Source organism: Mucilaginibacter sp. cycad4, assembly GCF_034263275.1.
Lineage (GTDB): Bacteria > Bacteroidota > Bacteroidia > Sphingobacteriales > Sphingobacteriaceae > Mucilaginibacter.
In genome coordinates, this window is the sequence record NZ_CP139559.1 from 3,029,943 (window position 1) to 3,056,527 (window position 26,585).

Here is a 26,585-nt window from a genome sequence, read left to right on the forward strand (position 1 = left end):
AGTGCTTTAAGTAACCTATTGTTTTAACCACTACATTTATTTGTCAATTATTTAACAGGCGCTAAAATCAAATTACCAACTTGCGTATATTTGCCTGATATGAATACAGCCGATCTGTTGCAGCGCGCGTTGCGGTTTGATTTTTTAACGCTTGAAGAAGGCGTTTACCTGTATAACAACGCCTCTACTGCCGAGTTGATGTACACTGCCAACGAACTTCGTAAAATACAGGTTCCGCATGGTAAGGTTACCTGGCAAATAGACCGTAATGTTAACACCACCAACGTTTGTATAGCCAATTGCAAGTTTTGTAATTTCTTTCGCCGCCCGGGTCATGAGGAAAGTTATATTACTGATATCGAAACTTATAAAAAGAAGATCGAAGAAACGTTTCGTTACGGCGGTGATCAGTTGCTGTTACAGGGCGGGCATCATCCAGATCTGGGACTGAAGTTTTATACCGACCTGTTTCGTGAACTGAAACAACTTTATCCGAAATTAAAACTGCATTCATTAGGCCCGCCGGAAATTGCGCACGTTTCCAAATTAGAGGGCATGCCGCATATTGAGGTATTAAGGGCGATGAAGGAAGCAGGCCTGGATTCGTTACCGGGTGCAGGTGCCGAGATCCTGAATGACCGCGTACGCCGCCTGATATCAAAAGGCAAATGCGGCGGTAAAGAATGGCTCGACGTAATGCGCGCCGCTCACCAGCTTAACCTGCCAACATCGGCCACGATGATGTTTGGCCATATCGAAACTATTGAAGAGCGCTTTGAGCATTTGGTTTGGATCCGCGAGGTACAGGCCGAAAAACCTGAGGGCCATTATGGCTTTATAGCATTTATTCCATGGCCTTTCCAGGATGATGGTACCCTTTTACGTAAAGTACGCGGTATCACCAACAATGTTACCGGCGACGAATATATCCGCATGATTGCGCTGAGTCGCATTATGCTGCCTAACGTTAAAAACATCCAGGCTTCCTGGCTTACTGTGGGCAAGCAGGTTGCTCAAATTTGTTTACATGCCGGTGCTAACGATTTTGGTTCCATCATGATTGAAGAAAACGTAGTTTCGGCCGCAGGTGCACCACACAGGTTTACAGCCAAAGGCATCCAGGAATCGATAAAAGAAGCCGGCTTTGAGCCGCAGCTTCGTACCCAGCGATACGAGTGGCGCGAAATCCCCGTTGAAATTGAAGAACAGGTTATTAATTATTAGTATTAAGTCGGAGGTCTTGAGTCTGAAGCCGTAGTCTTAAGTTCAAAGTCCACATATTTAAAAACTTAAGCTTTCAACTTATAACTATAGAATTTCGACTTAAGGCTTAAAAAAATGGAACAATACATAGAGGCACTAATTTTTGCATCTGAGCAGGCAATCCGGTTGGAAGAGATCATGTATTGCCTCCAGGCGGCTTTTGAGCGCGATTTTAATATTGAAGAAGTAACCGACGCCATAGGCAGGATCCATGAAAAATATCAGCATCATAGTTTAGCTATTGAACTGGTTAAAATTGGCAATGGCTATCAATTCCTTACTAAAAAGGAATATCACGCTGTTATTAACCTTTTGCAGCTGCAGCGATCAAAGAAAAAACTGAGCCAGGCCGCTTTGGAAACCCTGGCCATTATCGCCTACAAACAACCCGTAACCAAGCCCGATATAGAGCAGATCAGGGGGGTTAACTGCGATTATTCCATCCAAAAATTACTCGAAAAAGAGCTAATAGCTATAATTGGCAAATCAGAAGGGCTTGGAAAACCTATCCTTTATGGCACAAGTGCTTTGTTTATGGATTATTTTGGCATTAACAGTATTGAGGAATTACCTCAACTTAAGGACTTTACGAACAATACCGCTACCATTGGCGAGCAATCAGAATAATTTTAATTTCTGTTTTAAAAAAAACCATTTTTCATTATTTTTACTATTGAATCAATAGGGTAAAAGATTTTAAAAACGCTTTTCTTTATCTGATTTTAATTATTATTATTGACAAAGTTTAATTTATAAAATCCATTACAATGGGAGCGCCAAAGAAACCGAACACTAAAAAGATCGAAAACTCAGATAATGATCCTGATGATGATGAGTTTGACCCAAAAGTGAAAAAGAAGGCAGTTGATGACGATGATGATGATTTTGACGGACCATTAGATGATGATCTGGGCAGGGGTTACGAGTCATTCGATGACGACGACGAAGACGATTATTAATTCTTTTAATACATAACATTTCATAAAGCATTCAGACTATGCCTCTGGATGCTTTTTTTATTATCTACCGGTAGCTTACAATAAATGAAAGTAACAGAAGTAAAGGACAAAGCAACAAAAAAGGCGTTTTTGGATGTGGTCCGTACCATTTATAAAGATGATGATAACTGGGTTTGCCCGCTTGATAATGATATTGAAGCTGTATTTAACCCGGCAAAAAACAACTTTCATCAACATGGTAAATGTACCCGCTGGATCCTGACCAATGATAATGGCCGGCTGATTGGCCGTGTTGCTGCTTTTATAAATGAAAAAAAGGCATACAATTATGAACAGCCTACCGGCGGCATGGGCTTTTTTGAGTGTATCAATAACAAAGAGGCCGCTTTTCTGTTATTTGATACCGCAAAAGACTGGCTCAAAAAAAACGGCATGAAAGCCATGGACGGCCCCATAAACTTTGGCGAAAATGACAATTTTTGGGGCTTGCTGGTTGAAGGTTTTACACCGCCATCCTACGGCATGAACTATAATCATCCATATTACCAGGCTTTTTTTGAGGACTATGGCTTTAAAACCCAATATGCGCAAATTACCAACCACGTTGACGCGCATAAGCCTTTCCCCGAGCGGTTTACAAAAATTGCCAACTGGGTAGCCAAAAAACCGGGTTATGATTTCAGGCATTTTGAAATAAAAAAGATAGAGAAATTTGCAGCCGATTTTATCGAGGTTTATAATGATGGATGGAAAGATTTTGAAAACTTTGTTCCAATTACATATAACACCATCATGGAAAGCTTTGAAAAAATGAAGCCCCTGATGGATGAAAAATTGATCTGGTTTGCTTACGTTGATGATGAACCGGCATCCTTCATGATCATTTTACCCGATGCCAATCAAATGCTTAAACCGCTTAACGGCAAACTTAACCTGATAGGTAAGCTCAAATTTTTATACTACCGATGGAAAGGCGTGTCCCGGATGCGCGCTATTGTGATGGGCACCAAACAAAAGTACCAAAAGCACGGCCTGGAGTCGGCAATGTTTATAAAATTAAAGGAATACGTATTGCCTCTCAAGCGTTATGACGAGCTTGAGCTATCCTGGGTGGGCGATTTTAACGACAAAATGATAGCCATCCATGAAGCAGTTGGTGCTACATTTGGCAAAAGGCATTTAACAATGCGTTACATTTTTGATTAGCCCGGCCAAACCGGGCCTCAAAAATTATGCGGTTACTTTTGAATGTCGAAGTTCTTCAAATAGCTCAATTACTTTTTTCTGCAAATCAATTACTTCAGTCTCGCGGTCCATCAGGCGTTTGTTAACAGTTTCCAGTTCGTTAACAAATTTCTGATCCTGTTCGGTATCATTAAATGTAAGCAACTGAACTACCGACATTTCAAACAAATTTGCTATTTGCTCAAGCCTTGACAAATTTATATCTGTGATCCCTGTTTCGATCTTTGAGAAAGCAGGAATTGAAATATCTAATCTCTTTGCAACATCCTCCTGGCTCCACCCCTTTTGATGACGTAATAATCTGATTTTTTTTCCGAGAGTTTTCATGTGGTTAAATTAATAGTGTAGGTTTCGCAAAAGTTAATTACTTTACAATAATATTTATTATCACGCTAATTATCAACTAATTTGCGTAATATTTTATTTAGAAGTGTAGTTAATTGTTGCGATTGGCAAATCCATTAAATTAAAGCAAATAAATCATCCTAAAACATACCTACTACAGGGTATTTTTTCGAGTAATTTAGGCCCGGATTTTCATCCCATTGTAATTTAGTGCGCAAAAAAGCGTAAAAAATTCTTCTTTTTAAAATTTATATTTCATTTTTGTACTGTAATATTTTTTATTACAGATTAAATGAACGGACAATTTCAAATAGCGACCCATGTATTAACCCTGCTTTGCAAGCAACCGGGCGAGCTGTTATCGTCTGATTATGTAGCCGGCAGCATGAATGTGAACCCCGTGCTGGTACGTAAAGAAATGCGCAAATTACGCGCCTGCGGCCTTATTGAAAGCAAGGAAGGTAAAACCGGCGGTTATAGCCTTGCCCTCCCTCCGCAAAAAATAACCCTTGCCGATGTTTATAAAGCTGTAAAACTGCCGCCAGCTTTGGGACAGGCTAAAAATAAGCCCAACCCTGCCTGCCCTGTCGGCAAGCAAATTGGCGCTCACCTTGATCATTTGGCCGATGAGGTTGAAGCAGCCATTATCAAAAAACTAAGCACCATAACCATTTTTGATTTTGTAAATCAATTCGATTAAAAAAATTTAAAACAAACTGTAACAAATTTAATTACAATATAAAAACTAAAAAAAATGAAAATCGCATTAATTGGAGCCACAGGCTTTGTAGGCAAAGCCGTTTTAAACGAAGCATTACAACGCGGATACGAAGTAACCGCCATAGCCCGCAACCCGAAAACTGATATTGAAAATTCCAAATTAACACTCAAAACTGCCGACGTATATAATGTGGATGAGTTAACCGAAGCATTGAAAGGCCATGACGCTGTAGTAAACTCATTCAATGCAGGCTGGGCAAACCCCAACTTATATAATGATTTTATAAAAGGTTCTGAAGCAATACAACAGGCAACTAAACAGGCCGGTGTAAAACGTTTATTAGTTGTTGGCGGCGCTGGAAGCCTTTATATTGCTCCAGGAGTACAACTGGTTGACAGCCCTCAATTCCCTGCCGAGTGGAAAACCGGCGCTACGGCAGCCCGCGACTATCTGAATATCATTAAAAAAGAAGAAGGGTTAGACTGGACCTTCCTGAGCCCTGCCATACACCTGCATCCCGGCACCCGCACAGGCGTATACCGCACCGGCACAGATGAACCTGTATTTAACGACAAGCACGAACACGAAATTTCTGTAGAAGACTTAGCGGTTGCCATACTGGATGAGCTGGAAAACAACCAGTTTGTGAAGAGAAGGTTTACTGTGGGGTATTAGTCAGAACCATGATTTTTGGGATTACAGGATTACCATGAGTTGGGCGAGACCTGTCAAAACTTACGAAGTTTTAAAAACTTCGTAAGTTTCCTTTCATCATGTCATCCTAAAATCCTAAAAATCAAGGTTTACTTTATGAACTTAGCAGCTACCCATTCTTTATCTTTTTTATGGGTAATATATTTCAAACCATACTTCCGTGCTTCGTCGGTAATGATATCCAGATCAGGTGATTCATAAAAACCGCTGAAGTAGATCTCACCATCAGTTTTTAATACTTCGGCATAACGCTGCATCTGGTCGATAAGGATGTTGCGGTTGATGTTGGCCAGGATGGTATCATATTGCTCATCAGGGATAACCTCTTTTGAACCACAAAGCGGTTTGATACTGTCTGCATTATTCAAAGCCGAATTTTCGATGGTACTTTCGTAGCAAACCGGGTCGTAATCAATGGCTGTTATATCACCGGCACCTAATTTGGCAGCCATAATGGCCAGGATCCCCGTACCGCAACCCATATCCAATACCTTTTTACCTGCAAATTCATTCTCCAGCATGAGGCCTAACATCATGGCCGTGGTTTGATGGTGCCCGGTACCAAATGCCATTTTGGGATCAATTACTATCTCATATTGAAACTCGGGTTTAGGATCATGAAAAGTTGCCCGTACATAAATCTTGTTCCCTATTTCTATCGGTTCAAAATTGCTTTCCCATACCTCGTTCCAGTTTTTTTGCGGGATAAGTGTTACCTCATAACTAAACGTGAACAGATCTTTATAGGGTAATAATTGCTCATCAAGCGCCTGCTGGTCAAAAACATCTTCGGGAATATAAGCTTTAAAACCAAGCTCAAGCTCTTCAAAAGTATCAAAACCTATCTCGCCCAAAGCATTTATCAGCAGGTCCTGCTGATAATCTTCGGTAGTGATGGTAGTAAAAAACAGTTCGTAATAGTTCATTTTGATTTTTTCGTCATTAACTTTCAACGGATATCCCGCCAACTGGGGTTTTAACCGGCAACTTCAACTTCAATCTGCTCGCTCTCTGTATTTGTTCGTTTCCTGTCAAGCAAATACAGTACAACAAAGTTAACCATCCAGTAAACAGCCTGTATTTCGGTCATATACCACCAAAAGCTTAACAAAGGGCTATAACCTTCTTCGGGCAGCCATATAATGTAGCTAAGAGCTCCTGCAAATAATATGCAAACCATGGCGATGCAAACGCCGGCAATAAAGCGAGCCCTCGCTCCTTTATGTTTAACCCAATTCCAAAGTGGTATAATGATCAGGTACTGGGTGAGGATTCCATCTGCAAGCAATAAGGCCCAAAAAAGGCTGAAGTAGGCCATGAGGCTATACAGGTTACCATTACCAATTTCGCCAATGCGCATAGGGTGATCGGGCATATTGAAATACACAACTGTCCAAAATACGCCAAAGTCGATCAAAACCGGTAAAAGAACTTTTAAAAGCTTCATGCTTTTTAGATTTGAGACATGAGATTTGAGATATGAGATTTTATTTTTTCAATAAACATCACATACGCTCATTATGTTTGGAATTAAGCCCGAGACTGTCTCAAATCTCACGTCTCATATCTTATTAATTTGAGACCTGAGATATGAGAGTTGAGAGTTTATTTTTCATAAACAGCACAAACCTTCTTTCTGTTTGAAATTAAGTTTGAACATTGTCTCAGATCTCATATCTAAAATCTCACATCTAAAATTAATTAAATGTTTTAACGATATCCGTAAAATCGCGCGATTTCAGGGAAGCACCGCCAATAAGGCCGCCGTCAATATCTGCCTGGGCAAACAATTCTGCAGCATTAGTTGGGTTGCAACTGCCGCCATATAAAATGGTAGTAGCATCAGCAACTTCCTGGCTGTATTTAACGGCAATTTCTTTGCGGATAAACTCATGAATTTCCTGTGCCTGTGCAGATGAAGCAGTTACACCGGTACCGATAGCCCAAACAGGCTCATAGGCAATAACCAGCTTTGCAAACTGTTCTGCGTCGAGGTGGAAGATACCTTCTACCAGTTGCGTTTTGATTACATCAAAATGTGTATTGGCTTCACGCTCCTGCAGGGTTTCGCCGATGCAAAAGATAGGGCGAAGATCATTTTTTAAAGCGGTATCAGTTTTCTTGGCAAGCAGCGCATTGGTTTCGCCAAAATACTGGCGGCGCTCTGAGTGGCCAAGGATCACATAGGCCGCACCAGTCGATTTGATCATCTTAGCAGAGATCTCACCTGTGTAAGCGCCTTTTTCTTCCTGGTGGGCATTTTGTGCACCAACAGCAATTTTGCTGTAACCTTTTGACAATTGCACCAGGCTATGAATGTGGATGAACGGACTACAGATCACTGCTTCCTGCGTGCCGGTTATCTCATCTTTCACCATGTTGATGATCTCTGAAAATAAAGCTAAACCTTCATTGTAATCAAGGTTCATTTTCCAGTTTCCGGCAACGATTTTCTTTCTCATGATTTTATTTTTAGTTGTTTTATTCTATTTTGAATGGTTGATTAAGAGAGTAGTTTGCGTGTTCAATTAAATGGTGATATTAACCACTCACCTAATTAAGCCAATCAACTACTCACCTAAAGTCAAAACCGGCGATACTCCTCGGTTAGTTCAAATATGGATGTTAATATATTTTGTTCGGTTTCGTCAAAATCCCGGTGATCGCGGCGGTCGAATACTTTCTGCGCAGTTTCAAACATTTTATTGATCAAATAAACTTCAAAGCCCTGCGCGCCTCCCCATGAAAAGTCGGGCACAAAGTTACGCGGAAAACCTGCTCCAAAAACGTTGGCGCCTACCCCCACTACCGTACCGGTATTAAACATGGTATTAATCCCGCTTTTAGCATGGTCGGCCATAATGAGACCACAGAATTGAAGGCCCGTTTTACGGAAACGCTGTGTACTGTAATCCCAAAGTTTTACTTCGGCATAGTTATTCTTTAGGTTCGAGTTATTGGTATCGGCACCTATATTGCACCATTCGCCCAATACCGAGTTACCAAGGTAACCTTCGTGACCTTTTGACGAATATCCCCAGATCACCGAATTGTTTATCTCGCCGCCAACCCGGCAATATGGCCCAATGGTGGTAGCGCCATAAATCTTAGTCCCCATTTTTACCTGCGAATGTTCGCAAATAGCAAATGGCCCGCGGATATGGGTACCTTCCCAAACTTCGGTATTAGCCGAAAGGTAGATAGGACCGTTGGTAGTGTTAAATGTTGAACATTCGGCAACAGCACCTTCTTCAGCAAAAAAATCATCACCTATAATAACGTTGGTCGAACTAATCGCTGCGCTTGTCCGCCCCTTAGTAAGCAACTGAAAATCTTTACGAAGCTCAATGTCATTCTTCCTGAAAATATCTTCCGGGTATTTGATCGATACAAAAAGGTTGGGGTAGTTTACCACATCGCCAAAATCAGCGCCTGCATCAAAACTTTCGGCATCCGTGGCATTAAGCTTAACAGCAACCAACTGGTCATTATACTTTAACGCCTGCCCGGTTTGCAATTTGTCAATTGCTTCAACCAGGTTTTCGTCAGGACATACAGCCCCATTGATAAAAACGTTATCGGCCTCAATATTTATCGGGAACTTTACTTTTAAGTAGTCAAGCGTATGAAAGGAATAAGCGCTGTTTAAATGCTTCGCCCATTTTTCGGCAATGGTGAGTATCCCGATACGAAGATCGGCAACTGGCCGGGTATACGTAAGGGGCAGCAGCGAATGGTGTGCGTTATCGTCAAAAAGGATAATTGCCATGGCGCAAAAATAAAAAAAGTCCCGACTGCAAAGCCGGGACTTGTAAATATTAATTGAACAAAAATTACTTTTTGTTGTAACGTGAGCGGAATTTGTCAATACGACCTGCAGTATCAACCAGTTTCATTTTACCGGTGTAGAAAGGGTGCGAAGTGTGAGAAATCTCTAATTTAACCAATGGATATTCGTTACCATCTTCCCATTTAACGGTTTCGCGGGTATCGATGCAAGATTTAGTGATAAAAGAATAGTCGTTTGACATATCTTTAAATACAACTAACCTATAGTTTGATGGATGCAGATCTTTTTTCATTATATTATATAAACTTACCTTCTGTACTTTACTTAAAAGAGGTGCAAATGTAATAATAAAAGTGAAAACTGGAAAAGCAAATTAAAAATAGTTTATTATTGTTCATGGATGATAGTTCATGGTTTATAGCCGGGTAAAAACAGCAGTTGAAGGAATTGACTATAAATGTGTTAGAATAAAAATAACTTAACTAATCTCTGCTTTCTAATCTTTAATCTCTAACTTCCTGGCAAAGTTCTATCAAAACGCCATTAGCGCTCTTTGGATGTACGAAGCAAACCAGTTTATTATCTGCCCCTTGCTTAGGTTCATCATTTAATAAAACAAAGTCTTCGTTTTTAAGGCGTTTCATTTCAGCTTCAATATCATCCACCTCAAAAGCTATATGATGAATCCCCTCGCCTTTTTTTGCTATAAACTTAGCTATAGCGCTATCATCATTCAGCGCCTCGAGCAATTCAATTTTATTTGGCCCGCTTTGCAGAAAAGCCGTAACCACATGTTCGCTCTCTACAGTTTCGATTTTATATACAGGTGTATTCAGCAATTTGGAGTAGATTTCCCCTGCTAATTTAACACTGTTAACTGCTATGCCAATGTGCTCCACTTTGTTCATGTCCAAATATTGTAAATTATTGGTCAGCTTTGGTTATTTGCGAAGTATTTTAGCTGAATTTCAATAAAAACTTGCGTATCTTTGTTTTGTTAATATATTTCAAAAAGGACTATGAATATCCCAATTTATTTAGATAACAATGCAACTACACCGATGGACCCACGGGTACTGGAGGCTATGTTACCATATTTTAACGAAAAATTTGGTAATGCGGCGAGCCGTAACCATGCGTTTGGCTGGGTTGCAGAGGAGGCGGTTGATTACGCACGCGAACAGGTTGCCAAATTGATAGGCGCATCTGAAAAAGAGATCATCTTTACCTCTGGTGCTACAGAATCAGATAACCTTGCTATTAAAGGGGTGTTTGAAATGTACAAAGACAAAGGTAACCACATCATAACTGCCGTTACTGAGCATAAAGCTGTGCTTGACGCCTGTAAACATGTAGAAAAACTGGGCGGTAAAGTAACTTATTTACCGGTTAAAGAAGACGGTCTTGTTGACCTTGCTGAACTTGAAGCAGCAATGACCCCAGAAACTATCCTGGTATCTATCATGTATGGCAATAACGAGATAGGCGTTATTCAGCCAATTAAAGAAATTTCGGCTATTGCCCACAAACATGGTGCATTATTTATGACCGATGCGGTACAGGCAGTTGGTAAGATCCCTGTTGACGTTAACGCTGATGGTATTGACTTGTTAGCTTTATCAGCTCACAAAATATACGGCCCTAAAGGCGTTGGTGCTTTATACGTACGCCGTAAAGGACCAAGGGTTAAAGTTACTGCCCAGATGGACGGTGGCGGTCACGAGCGTGGTATGCGTTCAGGCACCCTTAACGTACCGGGTATTGTTGGTTTGGGTAAAGCTTGTGAGCTTTGCGGCCAGGAAATGGAAAGTGAAGCAAAACGCCTTTCAGCTTTACGCGATAAATTGCAATCGGCCTTAACAGTATTGGAAGAAAGCTATGTAAATGGTAACGTTGAACACCGCTTACCGCATGTGGCCAACATTTCGTTCAAATACGTTGAAGGCGAAGGCTTGATGATGGCTATGAAAGATCTGGCCGTATCATCAGGTTCGGCTTGTACTTCCGCTTCATTGGAGCCATCATACGTATTGAAAAGCTTAGGCCTGTCTGATGATTTGGCACACTCTTCTATCCGTTTTGGCCTGGGCCGTTTCACTACCGAAGAAGAAGTTGATTACGCCGTTGAAGTAACCAAAAAAGCGGTTACCCACCTGCGCGAGCTTTCACCACTATGGGAAATGTTTAAAGAAGGTATCGACCTTAACTCAATTGAGTGGGCAGAACATTAATTTGATTTCGGATTTGGAAGGTTCGATTTCGGATTTTTCATTTCAGATACTAAAAAAATAAATATTACGAGTTTAAATTATTCAATAATTCACTAACTCACTAATTCAATAATTAAAAGAACAATGGCATATTCAGATAAAGTAATCGATCACTACACTAACCCCCGCAATGTGGGCACTTTGGATAAAAGCAGCCACAAAGTAGGTACAGGCTTAGTTGGTGCACCTGAATGCGGCGACGTAATGCGCCTGCAGATCCAGGTTGATGATAACAATGTTATCACCGATGCAAAATTCAAAACTTTCGGTTGCGGTTCGGCAATCGCTTCTTCATCATTGGCTACTGAGTGGCTTAAAGGCAAAAGCATTGACGACGCTATGAAAATAGATAACATGGACATCGTTGAAGAGCTTGCCCTTCCACCGGTAAAAATTCACTGCTCGGTATTAGCAGAAGACGCTATCAAAGCAGCGATCAATGATTTCCGCGTTAAAAACGGCTTAGCGCCAATTGAAAGCGAAAAAGTACACCACTAAAAAGACTTTAAGATGCAGGAGGCAAGAAAACAAGACTTTTTCCCTGTATCTTAATTTTTAGTAATTGGCGTACGAGAGACGAGTGAAAAATCTTGACTCTTGAATCTAATAATCTTGACTCTTTTAAAAATGGTAACTGTAACTGATAAAGCAAAAAGCAAAATAGAACACCTGATGCAGGATGCAGGCCTTGACGCCTCGTACTTTCTGCGTGTATCTGTTCAGGGCGGTGGTTGCTCTGGCTTATCATACAATCTTGATTTTGATAACGAAGAGAAAAAAGGCGATCAGTTTTTTGAAGACCAGGGTGTCCGCATGGCGCTCGACATGAAATCGTTCCTGTACCTTGCCGGTACCGAACTTGATTTTTCTGACGGCCTTAACGGCAAGGGCTTCAATTTCCACAACCCTAACGCCAGCCGTACCTGCGGTTGCGGCGAAAGTTTTTCGGTATAATTCAACCTTAAAATAATTGAAAAGAGGCGCCATAAGCGCCTCTTTTTGTTTAAAGTATGCTGCCGCGGGCTTTCAGCCCGCGGTTAAACGTGGTTTCAGCTTTCAGCTGAATTACCTAAAACATATCCTCCGGTTGTATTCTATCAGGTATCGCCTGCTCCACACTCCAATGCTCGGCTATTTTATCTTCAGCCACCCTGAATATTTCATAAAACACAAACGTTTTATGCGTTCTGTTAAACTGTGACTGAACTACAACGAAATCGCCTTCGGCAATAAGCCTGTAAATTTTAATAGCCCGTTCAGGTTGCGAAAGGTATTTAACTAATCCACCTCCTGAAGCGAACACAGAACCATCATGCTCAACATACGCGGTATCGATAAACTGATTAGCAGATTGCTTAGCTATAATCGCTTTGTAAAATTGAGCAACTACAAGTTTGCTATTTTCCGCCAAAGCACTATGATCAATTTCGGCTGTACCATTAGTTGAGGTTACCGTTTTCCCACTTTCATCCGGCAAAGGTTGTATAGCATCCCAATGTTCAATCAGCATACCATCTTTTAACTTAAACAGGTCGACCACAGCCATGTGTTTCCCCATAAACTGAACATCAAGGTGGGTTACTACAAAATCGCCTTCCTGTATTGACCTTACAATTGGTGATTTCGCACCCTCGGGAGGCGGCGGCAGAGTTTTCAGGTAATTGATCATTTCGATTATGCCTGCCCTCCCCTGTTTAACGGTAGGGTTATGTTGTTTATAATCTTCAACTATAAATTCGGGGATCAGCTCGGTTTTACGCTGCCCTACTATCTGCTTATAAAAAGACAGTACTCTTTGTTTATTAGTTATGGTATCCATATAGGTACGTGATTTTGCGGCCTGGGCAGAGCATATTAAAATACAGCATGCGCCCAATGCCAATACTGGAGTAATTTTCATTACTGTTAAATAAATTGATCAGAAATTTTCAGACAATACTAAACACTGCCGCAAATAGCAGCGTGTTTCCGAACCTGTATTAACAGGCCGTGGCCTTAAGCGACCCTTGTTTTATATGTGGATATAATGATTATAAAGTGAAGATAAAGAAAATTTGAAAATATCATGCTAACGAAGTTTAAAACTGCTTTATGCTTCATTCGTTATTTTGCAAAATAGAATTAGCTTTGTTTCCAACATCCAATTACATAAATGAGTAAAAATACCGAGCTTTCAACTGTTCCGAGTTTCATTCGCAATACCGTTGCTAATATTCATTCCTTAGATCATACGTTCCTGCTCCATAAAGTTAAAGACACCTGGGTTGAGATCAGTTATGGTGAGGCGTTGGAAAAAATAGATGCTATTTCGGCCTGGTTTCTGCATATTGGTATCAGGAAAGGCGACAGGCTGTCGCTGATTATCGAAAACGGTCCAAATTACGTTTATTACGATCAGGCCCTGCAACAGATTGGTGCAGTTAATACCTCCATATACCCTACCCTTACCGAAAATGAAATCGAATATATTCTGAATGATTCGGGGGCCCGTGCCATTATCTGTGGTAACCCATTCCTGTTCAGAAAGGTTTTAAAAGTGGCTAACAACTGCCCGGAGCTGATCCGCCTGATCCCGGCATTTGATGATTTTGAAAAATTTAGTGACAAGATAAGTTTAAATGCCGGGGTTGTAAGCTTTGAACAGGTAATTGCCGAAGGCCGCACGCTGGTGGAGCAATATCGCCATGCTATTAACGCAGCGCGCGAAGCCATCTTAACAACAGATACTTCATGCCTTATTTATACATCGGGTACCACTGGTGTACCTAAAGGGGTTGTGTTAACACATCATAACCTTACACAGAATACCATCAACAGCCTCATCCAGATTCCGTTTGTTGAAAAAACAGACAGGTTTTTATCATTCCTCCCGCTATCGCACGTATTTGAGCGCACCATTTACCATATAGCCATTTACCGGGGATCACAAATCGCCTTTGCCCAAAGTCTTGAACTGCTGGCGAAAAACATGGGCGAGGTTAAACCTACTATACTTTGCTGTGTACCCCGGTTATTGGAACGTATCCACGACAAAGCCATCAAAAGCGGCACATCGGCCGGCGGCCTTAAAACCAAGATCTTTCTTTGGGCATTTGAGATCGGTAAAAAAGTACGTCTGGTGCAGGAAGCCGGTAAATCGCCTAATGTTGTCCTAAAAGCACAACATGGCATTGCCGAAAAACTGGTATTCAGCAAGATCAAGGAAAAAACAGGCGGACAATTGAAATTCATGGTATCGGGTGGTGGCGCGTTACCTAAAAACATCGGTGAATTTTTTGGCGACCTGGGCATTGTAATTTTAGAGGGTTTTGGCTTAACTGAAACCTCGCCCGTAATGGCAGTTACAGAGCGCCACAGGGTAATTTATGGTACCGTTGGCCGTATTATTCCCGGTATTGAAGTGGCTATCCAGAATGTCGATACCAAACAGATCTATAGTATCCAAACACACGATAACTTTAAAGAAGACACCCTGACCGAAGAAGGCGAGATCATTGTTCGCGGGCATTGTGTAATGAAAGGCTACTGGAACAAGCCCGAAGAAACGGCTACTGTTATTGATTCGCACGGCTGGTTCCATACCGGCGATATCGGCAGGTTTTTCCGCGGCAACCTCCAAATTACCGACCGCCTTAAAAACATGCTGGTGAATGCTTACGGCAAAAATATCTACCCAACGCCGGTAGAGAACACTTACCTCAAAAGCCCTAAAATTGAACAGGTGTTTTTAGTAGGCGATAAACGCGAATACATTGCTGCCATTATTGTGCCGGCACGCGAAACCCTGCAGGAAACCTTTAACCTTCAAAATGATTTCTTTGAACGCCCTGAAGTATTTATTGATGATAAAGAAATAGTTGACTGGGTAGGCGCCGACATCCGTAAATACAGCAATGAGCTGGCCAAGTTTGAACGTATCAAATCATTCAAGATAAAACGCAACCCTTTCAGCATGGATGAAGGTGAGATTACCCCCACCATGAAAGCCAAACGCAAGGTCATCGAAAAGAAATACGCTGCCGATATTGATGAATTGTATGTTGGCGAGACTGAGGAAGACTAAGAACCATGATTTTTAGGATTAAAGGATTTCTTGATAGCGTGATGCAGTCGAGAAGTCCTTTCAGCCTGGTTGAACTCAACATCAGGAAATCCTAAAATCAAGCGCATCAGGGTTTAGTTTTTTTTACTAACTTTGTTAGCATGAAGCGATCAGGCAGTGCTGACTTACCGTTACATTATGGCTATGTGCCACAGTGGCTTGCCGAACGGATGGCCAAGCTTGGCCTTGCTGTGGTGGAAACCATCGTGATGGATTACGGTAAGGATGAAGTACTTCGCCGTTTGAGCGATCCTTTTTGGTTTCAGAGTTTAGGTGCTGTTATGGGGATGGACTGGCATTCATCCGGCATAACAACCTCCGTGATGGGTGCTTTAAAAAAATCTATTAACCCGCACAGCCGCGAATTGGGCATTTATATTTGCGGTGGGAAAGGTAAACACTCCAAACAAACCCCGGCCGAGCTTTTAAAAGTAGGCGAAACTACCGGGCTTGACGGTAATTACCTGGTGAAATGCAGTAAACTGAGTGCCAAGGTTGATAATACCGCCATTCAGGACGGCTTCCAGCTTTATACCCATAATTTTATTTTAAGCGATACCGGCAAATGGGCCGTGGTACAGCAGGGCATGAGCGATGCCAGCAGCACCGCCCGAAGGTACCACTGGCATTCGGAGCAGTTAAGCTCCTTTGTGGATGATCCGCATACTTTTATCTATGGTAAGAACAACGGCTATATCCTGAACATGACAGATAAGGAAGCAGATGTTTCACGCAATGGCGTTATGCAGATCGCCGCCGAAAACCCCGGTATCATGATCAGGGAGATCAGCAAGCTGGTGATGCCCAGCCATCATGAGGTGTACGCCAAAGATGTCGACCTTAAACGCCTCGGTGCTGTACTTTGGCTGGCCCATGAAAAACAGCCCAAAGATTTTGAAGACCTGCTATTGCTTCAAGGTTTAGGGCCACGTACATTACAATCACTGGCTTTAGTGAGCGAGGTGATCCATGGCACACCATCCCGGTTCAAGGATCCTGCGAGGTTTTCCTTTGCACATGGCGGTAAGGATGGCGCCCCCTTTCCGGTGCCTGTTAAAGTTTATGACGAAACATTAAACACCCTGCAAACGGCTATTCACAGAGCAAAAATGGGTAATACTGATAAAAACGAAGCCATCAAACGCCTTTCCCAAATAGCCGAAAGAGCTGAAAAAGATTTCACGCCTAATGCCAACTTTGATAAAGTTATTGAAAAGGAACGCAACGATTCGTGGAAATATGGGGGCCGTACCGTTTTTGGCAAGGCTCAACCACCTGTACAGCAACAATTAAAACTATTTTAAGGTAGTGCTGATAAACTTTGCGGTATCTAAATGGGCCTGTAAACCGGGCAGCATTTTAGCAGCAAAATCGGCGAGGCTTGTGTTTTTCCTGTCTTTTGCCGTGGTTTTGTATAGGGCTATTTGTTCGGTATGATCATTTATTACCAATTGGATATAGGCCCTGTCAAACGCCCCCGCTTTCTTCAGGTCAAGATCATCGATAATTTGTTGATGCATAGGGCTTATAACAACCGAATCCGCAATAAAATTATCAGTCCTGAGCTTCTTAAAGTCGTCGGCAAGCATGGTATGGTCATCAATCATGAGCTTGGCAAACTGAATAACGCGTTGATTTTTTGAGTTAGCGATTGCCAAACCGGATGCTTTTACAGATGCGAGGGTCGATTCTTCCCCACTTTTAATGAACAATAAACCGTTATCATCAACCAGGGCCTTGTTATAATTATTGGCATGCCGGTTACTTTGGCAGGATTGTGCCATCACCAAAGCAAACAGGAATAATAAAACGCTGGTTAATCGGCTCATGTTAATAGTTTAATATTTCAATATAACAAAAAAAAGTCGCTGTGGTTTTTTATCCTTATTTCGTCTAAATTCAAAATATAATCATCGTTTAAAACAGCTCGTTCACAGGCATTTAAAGTTAATATTTTACTGGCGATGGCGGCTACAAAAAGAAACGGATTGTCAGTTTAAACATACACATGGGTTATAAAAAACACACTTGTATTTATAGTTAATCTTTTTTATATTTAAATTAATTCGCTTAACAACTGCAGTTATAAAGGCTTAAAAATACAACTATTTTTAATTCATGATTATAATCAACTCAGCATTAGGGAATTGAATTTTATAACCTTAACAATTCGAAGCTACTTTGTAATTATTTAACTACAAATCAGCAAAAGGGCATCAATGTTGAGGCAATTTAAAATGAACACTAAACAAAACCTTTACACTATGACCAGCACCGAAAAAATCACATGTTATTGCTTTAATAAAGATTGTGCTAACTCTATATATCATGACGCCACCTGCCTATCGATACAAGTACCGCTTGAGGTTGTATTGTCACGTACCCTGAATTGTATTGAATGCGGCACCGAACTTTTGTCTCCGTTACTTATCGAAATCAAAAAAGATATACTCAATCTTATTAAAGACGATCAGCACCGTTCGGTAGCCATCATTGATGATGACATTATTTTTCATGAAACGGTTAAAATCATATTGAAAGATAATTGGTTAAATGCAAGCTTTTATATGGATCCGGAACCTGTTTACAAAGCATTATATAACAACCAGAATAAACATGCAGAAATACCCAACATTATTTTTCTTGACCTCGATATGCCGGTAATGGATGGGTGGGAATTTTTAAAATTGTTCAATAATATTTACAGCTCATTAGTAAAACCTGTTTCGGTTTATATTATTTCAAACTCTGTTGATCCTGCCGATCAGAAACGGGCTAAAGCATACCCCTTTGTTAAAAGCTTTATTTCAAAACCATTAACAAGGCATTTTTTGGGCAAGATAAATGAAGAACTTTCAAGAAATGCAGTTACTCTTGAACTAAAACCGGCACCTAACTGGCAGCAATAAATTGTTAATCAGGATATGAAAAAGGGGACATTCAAGTTCCCTTTTGTGTTTTATGTGATTACGCAAAAACCGGGGTTAAGCTTTACCTTTGCAAAATGGACTATTTTAAAAAGCTGCTCAGCTTATTACAAACTGAACAGAACGAAGACCGCCAGGCTTATCTCAAACTAACTGAAACATCTTCAACTGCCGAACGCCGGGCAGCAGGGCTTACATGGTACCCCATAGCGATAAAGGGCACCGAAATAGGCCGCGGCGATTACCTTACTGTTGAGGTAGAACGGCCTTCTCACCAGGACCTTAGTCACCAGTTCAGGTTCGGCGCTTCAGTTGCATTGTTCTCCAACCATGACCCCAAAGCCGATCGTATAAACGGCACAGTATCATACCAGGGCGGCAACCGGCTAAAATTAACTTTGAACACCGACGAACTGCCCGACTGGAGCCGGAATGGTAAGCTTGGCATCGACCTGCTGTTTGATGACAACAGTTATGACGAGATGCAGAAAGCGCTCAAACTATCTGCCAGGCTTGTTGATGATCATAAAGAAGGCCACCTCACGCGGGTGTTAACCGGGCAAAGTACGCCGGCTTTTATCCCAGAAACAATTTATTACCCGCTTAATAGCTTAAATGCTTCACAACAGCAGGCTGTTCAAAAAATAATTGAGGCACAGGAGCTTGCCATAGTTCACGGCCCTCCGGGCACTGGTAAAACCACCACGCTTGTACAGGCTATCAAAGCGCTGATAAAGCAAAACAAGCAACAGATCCTGGTTGTAGCGCCAAGTAATACGGCGGTTGATTTGCTAAGCGAAAAGCTGAGCAATGAAGGTCTGAATGTACTGCGTATAGGTAACCCGGCAAGAGTATCCGAAAGGCTGATGGCCTTAACCTTAGACAGCAGGATAAGTGCCCATAGCGATATGAAAGAGATTAAAAAGCTTAAAAAGCAAGCTTCGGAGTATAAGAACATGGCGCACAAATACAAGCGCAATTTTGGCAAAGCCGAACGCGACCAGCGCAAAGCACTTTTTGATGCAGCCCACCAGCTCATTAAAGAAGTGGATAAAACCGAACAATTTATTACGGAGGACCTGCTTGGTAAAGCACAGATAATTACGGCAACCCTTGTAGGCGCCAACCATTATACCATCCGCAATTTAAAATTCCATACGGTAGTTATTGACGAAGCCGGTCAGGCGCTTGAACCCGCCTGCTGGATCCCGATATCGAAGGCGCAAAAAGTGATCTTCGCCGGAGATCATTTGCAGCTCCCGCCTACCATCAAATCGCAACAGGCCGCCAAAGATGGCCTTAGCACTACCCTGCTCGAAAAATGTGCTGCCCTCCACCCCGAATCGGTGATATTGCTCGAAGAACAGTACCGGATGAATGAAGCCGTCATGGGCTTTTCATCAAAAGAGTTTTATGACAGCAGGTTAAAGGCGCACTCCACTGTTGCCCGTCAGCTGTTATTTCCCGGCGATTTGCCTGTAAGCTTTATTGATACCGCGGGCTGTGGTTACGATGAAAAACAGGAAGGCACCAGCACGGCAAATCCTGAAGAGGCCGCATTTCTGCTCAAACACCTTCATAAGCTGGTTAGCGAACTCACAGGATCTTATTCAACAGAAAACTTCCCAACTATAGCAGTTATTTCCCCATACAAAGAGCAGATCAGGATTTTAAATCAATTGTTGCTGGATTCACCGGAGTTGTTGATTTATGCTGATAAAATTGCAGTCAACACTATCGACAGTTTCCAGGGGCAGGAACGCGATGTGGTTTACATCAGCCTTACCCGCAGCAATACCGAAGGCGAAATAGGTTTCCTCAATGATATCCGCCGCATGAACGTGGCCATGACCCGCGCCCGCAAAAAGCTGGTAGTGATTGGCGATAGTTCAACCCTGGCATCTTCGGCTTTTTATGCAGACATGATCAGTTATGCAGAGCAATTAAACGGTTATCAAAGCGCCTGGGACTACGCGGATTACGATTAAACGTCAATTGTTTGTTACATAAGCTTTAGCATCATTACAGCATGGGATAATGGTTAAATTTATCCTTTCATCATCACCCACGCCTGTATGAATTTTAAACCGCACTATTTAACAAAACTCATCACGCTTGCAAGCTTTTTTATCTTTTCAGGGCAAACCAACAAAGTATCGGCCCAGGCCACTACCGACGATCCACATTTGGGTATTATCCCTGCCCCTGCTTCCGTTACCAAAAATAGCGGCATGTTTACGTTTAGCCAACTTACAGCAATCAAGGCTGATAATCCGAAAGATAAAGCTGTTTTATGGCTCAAAAGCTATCTGCAGGATAACCGGCACCTGAATATTAAAGTAGCTAAATACAATTCAAAGCTTAAAGCCGCAAAAAGCAGGGGGCTGATCTTAACTGCAAAGGGAGCCAATAAATTGCCCGGGGAAGGTTATAAACTAACCATCACCCCGCGTAATATCATCATAGTTGGTAAGGATGCAGGACTGTTTTATGGCATCCAATCCTTATTACAGCTTTTCCCGGTTGAAAATGCGGCTGCTTACAAATTGCCTTGCGCGGTAATTGAAGATTCGCCTCGTTTTGGATACCGGGGTATGATGCTGGATGTATCGCGCCATTTCTTCACTATCCCACAGGTAAAAAAGGTGATCGAGCTTATAGCCTCCTATAAACTCAATACCTTTCACTGGCATTTGGTTGATGGCCAGGGATGGCGTATCGAGATCAAAAAATATCCCAAACTTACCCAGGTGGGCGCATTCCGCCAGCAAACTATGTTTGGCAGTAACCGCGACTGGCCCGACTCGCTTAGTTATGGCGGCTATTATACCCAGGAGCAAATTAAAGAGGTAGTAAAATTTGCTGCCGACCGGTATATCAACGTTATCCCCGAAATTGAAATGCCTGCCCATTCCGAGGCAGCCTTGCGTGCTTACCCGGAGTTTAAATGCGATACTGTAGCCGGCCAGAAAGCCCCGCGCGATATCAACAACATTTACTGCCCTACCGAGCAAACGTTTACCTTTTTAGAGGATGTGCTTACCGAAGTGATGGCTTTATTCCCAAGCAAATACATCCACATAGGCGGTGACGAGGCTGGTAAAGACCCCTGGAAGCAATCGGCATTTTGCCAGGCTTTGATGAAAGAAAAAGGGCTGAAAGATGAAAAGGAGCTGCAAAGCTATTTTATCCAGCGAATAGAAAAATTCATCAATTCCAAAGGCCGCAGTATTATAGGCTGGGATGAGATTTTAGAAGGCGGCCTCGCCCCCAATGCCACAGTAATGAGCTGGCAGGGCGAAGAAGGCGGTATTAACGCCGCCCGTCAAAAGCATAACGTGATCATGACGCCGCAAACCACCGGCAATTATTTTGATCATTACCAAAGCAGTTCGCCTCAGGAGCCGGTATCATTTGGCCGTTATGCAACATTGGAAGAAACTTACAACTACGATCCGGTTTCAAAACAATTAACACCTGATGAGCAGAAATATGTAATTGGTACCCAGGGTAACCTCTGGACAGAATATGTGCCAACAGTAGCCAAGCTTCAATACCAGATCATGCCAAGGGTATTCGCCCTTTCAGAAGTAGCCTGGAGTAAGCCGGAGAACAAAGACTATACAAATTTTTCCGAAATAAGGCTGGCCAAACATTTCGCAAGGCTTGATGCAATGAATTACAATTACCGTGTACCAACTGCCTTAACTACTATTGACACCATGGTAGTAGGCCCTAAATTTGTTTACACGCTAAAATCGGTGGTGCCCGGTACTAAGATCTATTATACCCTGAACGGGCGCGATCCCCTGGATACCGACCTGCAGTATGACGAACCAATCACCTTCTCCATTCCGCAAAATGAAAAGCGGGAATTAAGAACAAGGGTGATCACACCATCTGGTCGCCGGAGCATAGCCACCCGCACTTTAATGTATAATAAAGCGCCGATGCCTGCTGTAAATTATACAGCCAATAAGCCGGGGCTTAAATATAAATGGGCAAAAAACACGTTCACCTCACCCGATCAGCTTAGTTACGCTACCGCACAGGATTCATCAACCACCAATAAACTGGATGTCGAACCTCTGAAAAAAGACAATCCTAACTTCGGCGTGGTTTATGACGGTTATGTGAACGTTTTAGCCGACGGTACTTATAACTTTACCCTTGCAAGTTATGCCGCCAGCCAGTTATTTATTGATGGCGTACAACTAACAGAAGCTGAATACGCGCTGCCGCTGGCGAAAGGTTTTCATCAAATAAAGGTAAAGTATATATACAATGCGCCGCCTCCGCCAACCGGCAGGTACAGGCCACGTGTAGCACCACTTAAAGTATATGTTACCGCACCCGGAAGTTTTGAAAAGAAGGAGCTTAACGCAGCCGATCTTTACTATTGATACATGGAATTAGGTATAAGCACCTTTGGTGAGATCCATCCCGACGGGACGAGCGGCAACGCCGTAAACGCCCACAAGCGGGTTCAGGAATTATTGGAAGAAGTAAAACTGGCCGATGAGGTTGGTTTGGATGTTTATGCCTTCGGCGAACACCACCGGCCCGATTTTGTGATTTCGGCACCCGAAATATTGATATCAGCAGCAGCGGCCATTACCAGAAACATCCGGCTGTCAAGCTCGGTTACCGTATTGAGTTCGGCCGACCCTGTGCGTACATTTCAAAACTTCGCCACTGCCGATCTGGTATCAGGCGGTCGCGTTGAGATGATAGCCGGCCGGGGTTCCTTTATTGAATCTTTCCCGCTTTTTGGTTTCGACCTGAATGATTATGATGCATTATTTACCGAAAAGCTGGAACTGTTTTTACAGATCAACAAACAGGAAGTAGTTTCATGGCAGGGTAATTTCCGGGCACCAATCAGGAACCAGGGTGTATATCCTCGTCCGCTGCAACAGGAAATTCCGGTTTGGATTGGTGTTGGAGGCACTCCTGCCTCAGCTAAACGGGCAGGAGCACTTAACCTCCCTATGATCATTGCTATTTTGGGCAGCGCACCAAAACATTTTGTGCCCTTTGTTGAGCTTTACCGCGAATCGGCAGCCAAAGCCGGGCATGATATAAGCAAGCTGCAATTGGCCATCAGTTCGCAATTTTATATTGCCGAAAACTCACAACAGGCAGCCGACGAGTTTTATCCAAGCTACGAAGCCCTCATGACCCGTGTTGGCAAAGACAGGGGCTGGTCGCCCATGACGAGGGAACAATTTGAGTACCTGCGCGATTTTGGGCCATTGGTAGTTGGAGACCCACAGCAGGCCATTGACAAGATCATGCAGCAATATGAGCTTTTTGGCAATACCCGTTTCGTAGCCCAACTGGTTACCGGCTTTACCAAACACAAGGATATTTTAAAAGCAATTGAGCTTTACGGTACAAAAGTGGCGCCTGTTGTACGCAAAGAAACCAAGGCAAAAGCTTAAGCTTTTGCCTTGGTTAAAAATTCCTCAATAATAGCTACAGCAGGATAATTTCCATCCCTGCCAATATCTTCAATCTCACCTATGTAATCGCCATGGCCTGCTGGTAAAATACAAAGCTCCGCATCAGGCAACATTCGATATAGCTCCAGTGTATGCTCGGGCCTGATTACGTCTTTATCCCCTGCTATAACCAATGCCGGCATGGTGATAGAACGGATAGCATCGTCGCTCCAGTCTTGAAAAGCAAGCATGCGGTCACGATCACGATTATGCATTAATTCCAGGGCAGCAGGATCATTATTTATTTTAAGGAAAGCCTCCTGTAAAGGTTTGGGCATATTCGCTAAAGTGGCATTTGGCATAAAATCCCAAAACCAGGAGTCGAAACCGCTGCGTTTATAAAACGAAGAAGCGATCACAATTTTATGAACCAATTGCGGGTGCCTGATAGCTACTTGCATGGCCGTGTTACCGCCGTTGCTGAAGCCCATAATATCGGCCTGTTTTATATCCAAATGTTTAAGCAAAGCTGCAACATCATCAGCATCCTGTTCAAATGAGGTAGGTACGCCCCTGTCAGGGGTCCGGCCATGTGCCTGCAGATCTACCCCTATAACCTGATGATTTTGTGCAAAGGCGGATAATACCCTGCCAAAGGTAACGCCGATATCAGAACCTCCTCCGTGGATCAATACCAGCGGGAAGCCTTCGCCATGAATTTCATAATACATTTTCAGGCCGTTAACGGTGGCATAGTTACCGGCAACATTTATTTGTGTCATATCCATAGGTTTTAATTTCAATACAAACTTAGCAGTATGAAGATAAGGCACCGGGTAGTAAATATGACAATTTCAGGTATAAAAAATGACAGCTCCCAATTACTGCTCTACAGCCATAGCAGTAACCGCCTGCAGATACCAGGCAGCATGTGGTAACCATTGTTCTGTCCAGCGCCATTCGTTGCCGTCGTCTTTCATTTTAAAATCGATACCGCTGCCATCAGCATTTTCCTTTTTTCCGGTAACCCCGTTGGAGATACCGCCCTTACCCGATCCATGCCCAAAGTTCGAGCTCATATACGGCACATTATTTTTACCGTACTGGTACATAAAGCACATTTGGTAAGGATTACAGCCTAAAATCCAGGCTATCTGGTGCGATGCATATTCGGCAAGTTGCTTTTTTACTCCCCAGCCACCCTTCTCGGGATATACCAATCGTCCCCCTACTAATGCCGCCGTAGCCAGCGAACCCAATCGGGCGTTTTCGCCCTGCCACCACCAGCCGGTTTCATTTTCATGCGGGACAAAGAAACCATCTTTTACAGCACCCCTGAATTTAAACGACTGCCGCGCATATCCAAACGGGTTAGCTACATTACCGGTTACCTTCAGGTTATAATCCAAAGCTTTTTTTACGGTGGATAAGGCAGCCATCCGGTCATTAGTTTCTTTTTCCTTATCTAAATACCTGCACAGTGCAATAACGGGTAAGCCGGCGTCAGATGCGTGCCAGAACGGCCTGTCGCCGTTATCAGCAATAAAATAACCTGCGGGGCTCATCCGCTTGTTAAGGTTTTGTGCGCGTTTACGGGCCTCATCTCGGTAAAGCATACTGTCAGTAGCTATCCACAATTCGGTAGCAGCCATCAGGGCACAATAGTCGTCAATGATATTTTCCTTGCCGTCGTCATCATATTTGGTATTGTTTGCCAGCAAGTGCGCGAAAGCCCGTTTGGCAGCGGCAAGATATTCTGCCGACTTAAAGTCACCGTCTTTTTTCAATTGCGAGATCCGCGCCAGCGATGCAATGGCCATGCCCCCTCCTTCGCGAAAAGCAGCCTGGTATTCATCTGTAGTAACGCTGTTCGCTTTTAACCCTACAACACGCCTGGCTTTAGGGTCCTTATTAAAATAGCTGAATACGATCATGTAAAAATAATCGTCTTTTGACAGGGCGCGCATCATATAGTCGGCCCCCCAAAGTGCTTCATTCACCATGCCATCATAAATCCCCAGTTTATTTAACAAACCCGGCGCAGTTTGCACTGTATTGATCATTGACCAGGTTACGAGGGGTATTTGCTGGGGCGACATAAAATTAGCATAAGCCAAATGCGAAAAGTATTTGCTTACATCACCTGATGCATCACACCAGCCGCCACGCAGGTCAACTGTTTTATCGCTGCCATAAAGTTTAACAGCCGCATCGGCCTGCCATTCGGTTGGGGTATTGGCGCGCTGCCTGTTATAATAGCTCAACACCGAAGGGATAGTGGTCACAGCCAGTGCGTTCTCTTTGATCTCAAACCAGGCGGATGCTGAATCTTTATTTCTCCCTATTATAACCCGGTACTTACCTTCTGTTTTAAAATCCGAAAAATCGGCCTGGTAAAAATACGCGCCTTTAACCCATTCATCTATCTGAAGCGGGCCGGTAAGCCTGGCTTTATATACCACCTTACCTGTTGAATTTTCAAGCTCAAAAAACATATCGGGCGTAAACCTGGTATCATTGCGCACAACAATAGTTTTTGCCCCCCGCGCATCATATCCCACCTGGTTCATATAAAAAATAGGATCGGCTTTACAAAGGCTGCAAACCAGGGTAAATAAAATTGCAAGTATAATTTGGCAGCGGTTAAACAGGTTCATGTAAATGTGGGTTATTGATACCTGCAATTTACGGCATTTACAAACTTACAGTTAGTGATCTTAGTTAAAAAGCATTACCCATCGCCCCTAATTCACCACTACAATGTATTTAAGCAACCGTAGTTATTTATTGGGCCCTACTAAAACA

General features: G+C 42.7%; 26 protein-coding genes. 15 read left to right on the forward strand and 11 right to left on the reverse strand.

The window, feature by feature from the left end:
• Window positions 1–99 precede the first annotated feature (99 nt).
• The 4 genes from mqnC (at window position 100) to SNE26_RS12175 (ending at window position 3,428) form a co-directional block, all read left to right on the forward strand.
• Entirely contained in the window at window positions 100–1,224 is a 1,125-nt protein-coding gene (gene mqnC, locus SNE26_RS12160; RefSeq protein WP_321559629.1) for a cyclic dehypoxanthinyl futalosine synthase, read from the forward strand.
• A 114-nt stretch (window positions 1,225–1,338) separates the two neighbouring features.
• Window positions 1,339–1,890, forward strand: a complete 552-nt coding sequence (gene scpB / locus SNE26_RS12165) for an SMC-Scp complex subunit ScpB (protein ID WP_321559630.1) — start codon at window positions 1,339–1,341, stop codon at window positions 1,888–1,890.
• Between the two features lie 140 nt (window positions 1,891–2,030).
• Window positions 2,031–2,222, forward strand: coding sequence for a hypothetical protein (locus SNE26_RS12170; protein ID WP_121227236.1), 192 nt, complete (start codon window positions 2,031–2,033; stop codon window positions 2,220–2,222).
• Between the two features lie 84 nt (window positions 2,223–2,306).
• Window positions 2,307–3,428 carry a GNAT family N-acetyltransferase gene (locus SNE26_RS12175; protein ID WP_321559631.1) on the forward strand — a complete coding sequence of 374 codons (1,122 nt, stop codon included), beginning with the start codon at window positions 2,307–2,309 and terminating at the stop codon, window positions 3,426–3,428.
• A gap of 24 nt (window positions 3,429–3,452) precedes the next feature.
• On the opposite strand, the gene SNE26_RS12180 is transcribed toward SNE26_RS12175, so the two are convergent.
• On the reverse strand, window positions 3,453–3,794 hold the full coding sequence (locus SNE26_RS12180) for a helix-turn-helix domain-containing protein (protein WP_090524822.1): 342 nt from the start codon (window positions 3,792–3,794) through the stop codon (window positions 3,453–3,455).
• A gap of 310 nt (window positions 3,795–4,104) precedes the next feature.
• Between SNE26_RS12180 and SNE26_RS12185 the strand changes: the two genes are divergently transcribed.
• Window positions 4,105–4,512, forward strand: a complete 408-nt coding sequence (locus SNE26_RS12185; RefSeq protein WP_321559632.1) for an Rrf2 family transcriptional regulator — start codon at window positions 4,105–4,107, stop codon at window positions 4,510–4,512.
• A 54-nt stretch (window positions 4,513–4,566) separates the two neighbouring features.
• A complete protein-coding gene (locus SNE26_RS12190; RefSeq protein ID WP_321559633.1) occupies window positions 4,567–5,208 on the forward strand; it encodes an NAD(P)-dependent oxidoreductase in 642 nt (213 codons plus the stop codon).
• Window positions 5,209–5,336: 128 nt separating this feature from the next.
• Here SNE26_RS12190 and prmA read toward each other — a convergent pair whose 3' ends face one another.
• The 6 genes from prmA to mce all read right to left on the reverse strand — a co-directional run bounded on the left by prmA (window position 5,337) and on the right by mce (window position 9,945).
• Entirely contained in the window at window positions 5,337–6,173 is an 837-nt protein-coding gene (gene prmA, locus SNE26_RS12195; protein ID WP_321559634.1) for a 50S ribosomal protein L11 methyltransferase, read from the reverse strand.
• Between the two features lie 50 nt (window positions 6,174–6,223).
• Window positions 6,224–6,694, reverse strand: a complete 471-nt coding sequence (locus SNE26_RS12200; RefSeq protein WP_321559635.1) for a hypothetical protein — start codon at window positions 6,692–6,694, stop codon at window positions 6,224–6,226.
• Between the two features lie 250 nt (window positions 6,695–6,944).
• Window positions 6,945–7,709 carry a triose-phosphate isomerase gene (gene tpiA / locus SNE26_RS12205; protein ID WP_321559636.1) on the reverse strand — a complete coding sequence of 255 codons (765 nt, stop codon included), beginning with the start codon at window positions 7,707–7,709 and terminating at the stop codon, window positions 6,945–6,947.
• Window positions 7,710–7,831: 122 nt separating this feature from the next.
• A complete protein-coding gene (locus SNE26_RS12210) occupies window positions 7,832–9,016 on the reverse strand; it encodes a GlmU family protein (protein ID WP_321559637.1) in 1,185 nt (394 codons plus the stop codon).
• 64 nt (window positions 9,017–9,080) lie between these two features.
• Window positions 9,081–9,329, reverse strand: coding sequence for a type B 50S ribosomal protein L31 (locus SNE26_RS12215; protein ID WP_090524811.1), 249 nt, complete (start codon window positions 9,327–9,329; stop codon window positions 9,081–9,083).
• A 211-nt stretch (window positions 9,330–9,540) separates the two neighbouring features.
• Window positions 9,541–9,945 (reverse strand): methylmalonyl-CoA epimerase, encoded by a 405-nt coding sequence (mce, locus tag SNE26_RS12220; RefSeq protein WP_321559638.1) that lies wholly within the window; start codon window positions 9,943–9,945, stop codon window positions 9,541–9,543.
• Between the two features lie 111 nt (window positions 9,946–10,056).
• Between mce and SNE26_RS12225 the strand changes: the two genes are divergently transcribed.
• From SNE26_RS12225 to SNE26_RS12235, 3 genes are all read left to right on the forward strand, one after another.
• Entirely contained in the window at window positions 10,057–11,268 is a 1,212-nt protein-coding gene (locus tag SNE26_RS12225; protein WP_321559639.1) for an IscS subfamily cysteine desulfurase, read from the forward strand.
• A 123-nt stretch (window positions 11,269–11,391) separates the two neighbouring features.
• Complete coding sequence (gene iscU, locus SNE26_RS12230) at window positions 11,392–11,805, forward strand: Fe-S cluster assembly scaffold IscU (protein ID WP_076378185.1); 414 nt, start codon at window positions 11,392–11,394, stop codon at window positions 11,803–11,805.
• 129 nt (window positions 11,806–11,934) lie between these two features.
• Window positions 11,935–12,261 (forward strand): iron-sulfur cluster assembly accessory protein, encoded by a 327-nt coding sequence (locus tag SNE26_RS12235; RefSeq protein WP_090526181.1) that lies wholly within the window; start codon window positions 11,935–11,937, stop codon window positions 12,259–12,261.
• Window positions 12,262–12,376: 115 nt separating this feature from the next.
• Here the strand turns inward: SNE26_RS12235 and SNE26_RS12240 are convergent, their stop codons facing one another.
• Window positions 12,377–13,207, reverse strand: a complete 831-nt coding sequence (locus tag SNE26_RS12240; RefSeq protein WP_321559640.1) for a nuclear transport factor 2 family protein — start codon at window positions 13,205–13,207, stop codon at window positions 12,377–12,379.
• A gap of 252 nt (window positions 13,208–13,459) precedes the next feature.
• On the opposite strand from SNE26_RS12240, the gene SNE26_RS12245 reads away from it, so the two are divergent.
• Together SNE26_RS12245 and SNE26_RS12250 are read left to right on the forward strand one after the other, a co-directional pair.
• Window positions 13,460–15,370 carry a long-chain fatty acid--CoA ligase gene (locus tag SNE26_RS12245; RefSeq protein ID WP_321559641.1) on the forward strand — a complete coding sequence of 637 codons (1,911 nt, stop codon included), beginning with the start codon at window positions 13,460–13,462 and terminating at the stop codon, window positions 15,368–15,370.
• A 140-nt stretch (window positions 15,371–15,510) separates the two neighbouring features.
• Window positions 15,511–16,713, forward strand: a complete 1,203-nt coding sequence (locus tag SNE26_RS12250) for a DUF763 domain-containing protein (RefSeq protein WP_321559642.1) — start codon at window positions 15,511–15,513, stop codon at window positions 16,711–16,713.
• Here the strand turns inward: SNE26_RS12250 and SNE26_RS12255 are convergent.
• Entirely contained in the window at window positions 16,705–17,238 is a 534-nt protein-coding gene (locus SNE26_RS12255; RefSeq protein ID WP_321559643.1) for a DUF4142 domain-containing protein, read from the reverse strand. The genes SNE26_RS12250 and SNE26_RS12255 overlap by 9 nt on opposite strands.
• Before the next feature lie 408 nt (window positions 17,239–17,646).
• Between SNE26_RS12255 and SNE26_RS12260 the strand changes: the two genes are divergently transcribed.
• The 4 genes from SNE26_RS12260 (at window position 17,647) to SNE26_RS12275 (ending at window position 23,780) form a co-directional block, all read left to right on the forward strand.
• On the forward strand, window positions 17,647–18,318 hold the full coding sequence (locus tag SNE26_RS12260; protein ID WP_321559644.1) for a response regulator: 672 nt from the start codon (window positions 17,647–17,649) through the stop codon (window positions 18,316–18,318).
• Between the two features lie 95 nt (window positions 18,319–18,413).
• Window positions 18,414–20,324, forward strand: a complete 1,911-nt coding sequence (locus SNE26_RS12265) for an AAA domain-containing protein (protein WP_321559645.1) — start codon at window positions 18,414–18,416, stop codon at window positions 20,322–20,324.
• An 87-nt stretch (window positions 20,325–20,411) separates the two neighbouring features.
• Window positions 20,412–22,739, forward strand: coding sequence for a family 20 glycosylhydrolase (locus tag SNE26_RS12270; RefSeq protein ID WP_321559646.1), 2,328 nt, complete (start codon window positions 20,412–20,414; stop codon window positions 22,737–22,739).
• Window positions 22,740–22,742: 3 nt separating this feature from the next.
• The gene (locus tag SNE26_RS12275; RefSeq protein ID WP_321559647.1) at window positions 22,743–23,780 is read left to right on the forward strand and encodes an Atu2307/SP_0267 family LLM class monooxygenase; all 1,038 of its coding nucleotides are present in this window, start codon (window positions 22,743–22,745) and stop codon (window positions 23,778–23,780) included.
• On the opposite strand, the gene SNE26_RS12280 is transcribed toward SNE26_RS12275, so the two are convergent.
• Together SNE26_RS12280 and SNE26_RS12285 are read right to left on the reverse strand one after the other, a co-directional pair.
• A complete protein-coding gene (locus SNE26_RS12280; protein ID WP_321559648.1) occupies window positions 23,777–24,562 on the reverse strand; it encodes an alpha/beta hydrolase in 786 nt (261 codons plus the stop codon). The genes SNE26_RS12275 and SNE26_RS12280 overlap by 4 nt on opposite strands.
• Before the next feature lie 99 nt (window positions 24,563–24,661).
• The gene (locus SNE26_RS12285; RefSeq protein WP_321559649.1) at window positions 24,662–26,437 is read right to left on the reverse strand and encodes a glycoside hydrolase family 9 protein; all 1,776 of its coding nucleotides are present in this window, start codon (window positions 26,435–26,437) and stop codon (window positions 24,662–24,664) included.
• Window positions 26,438–26,585: the final 148 nt, after the last annotated feature.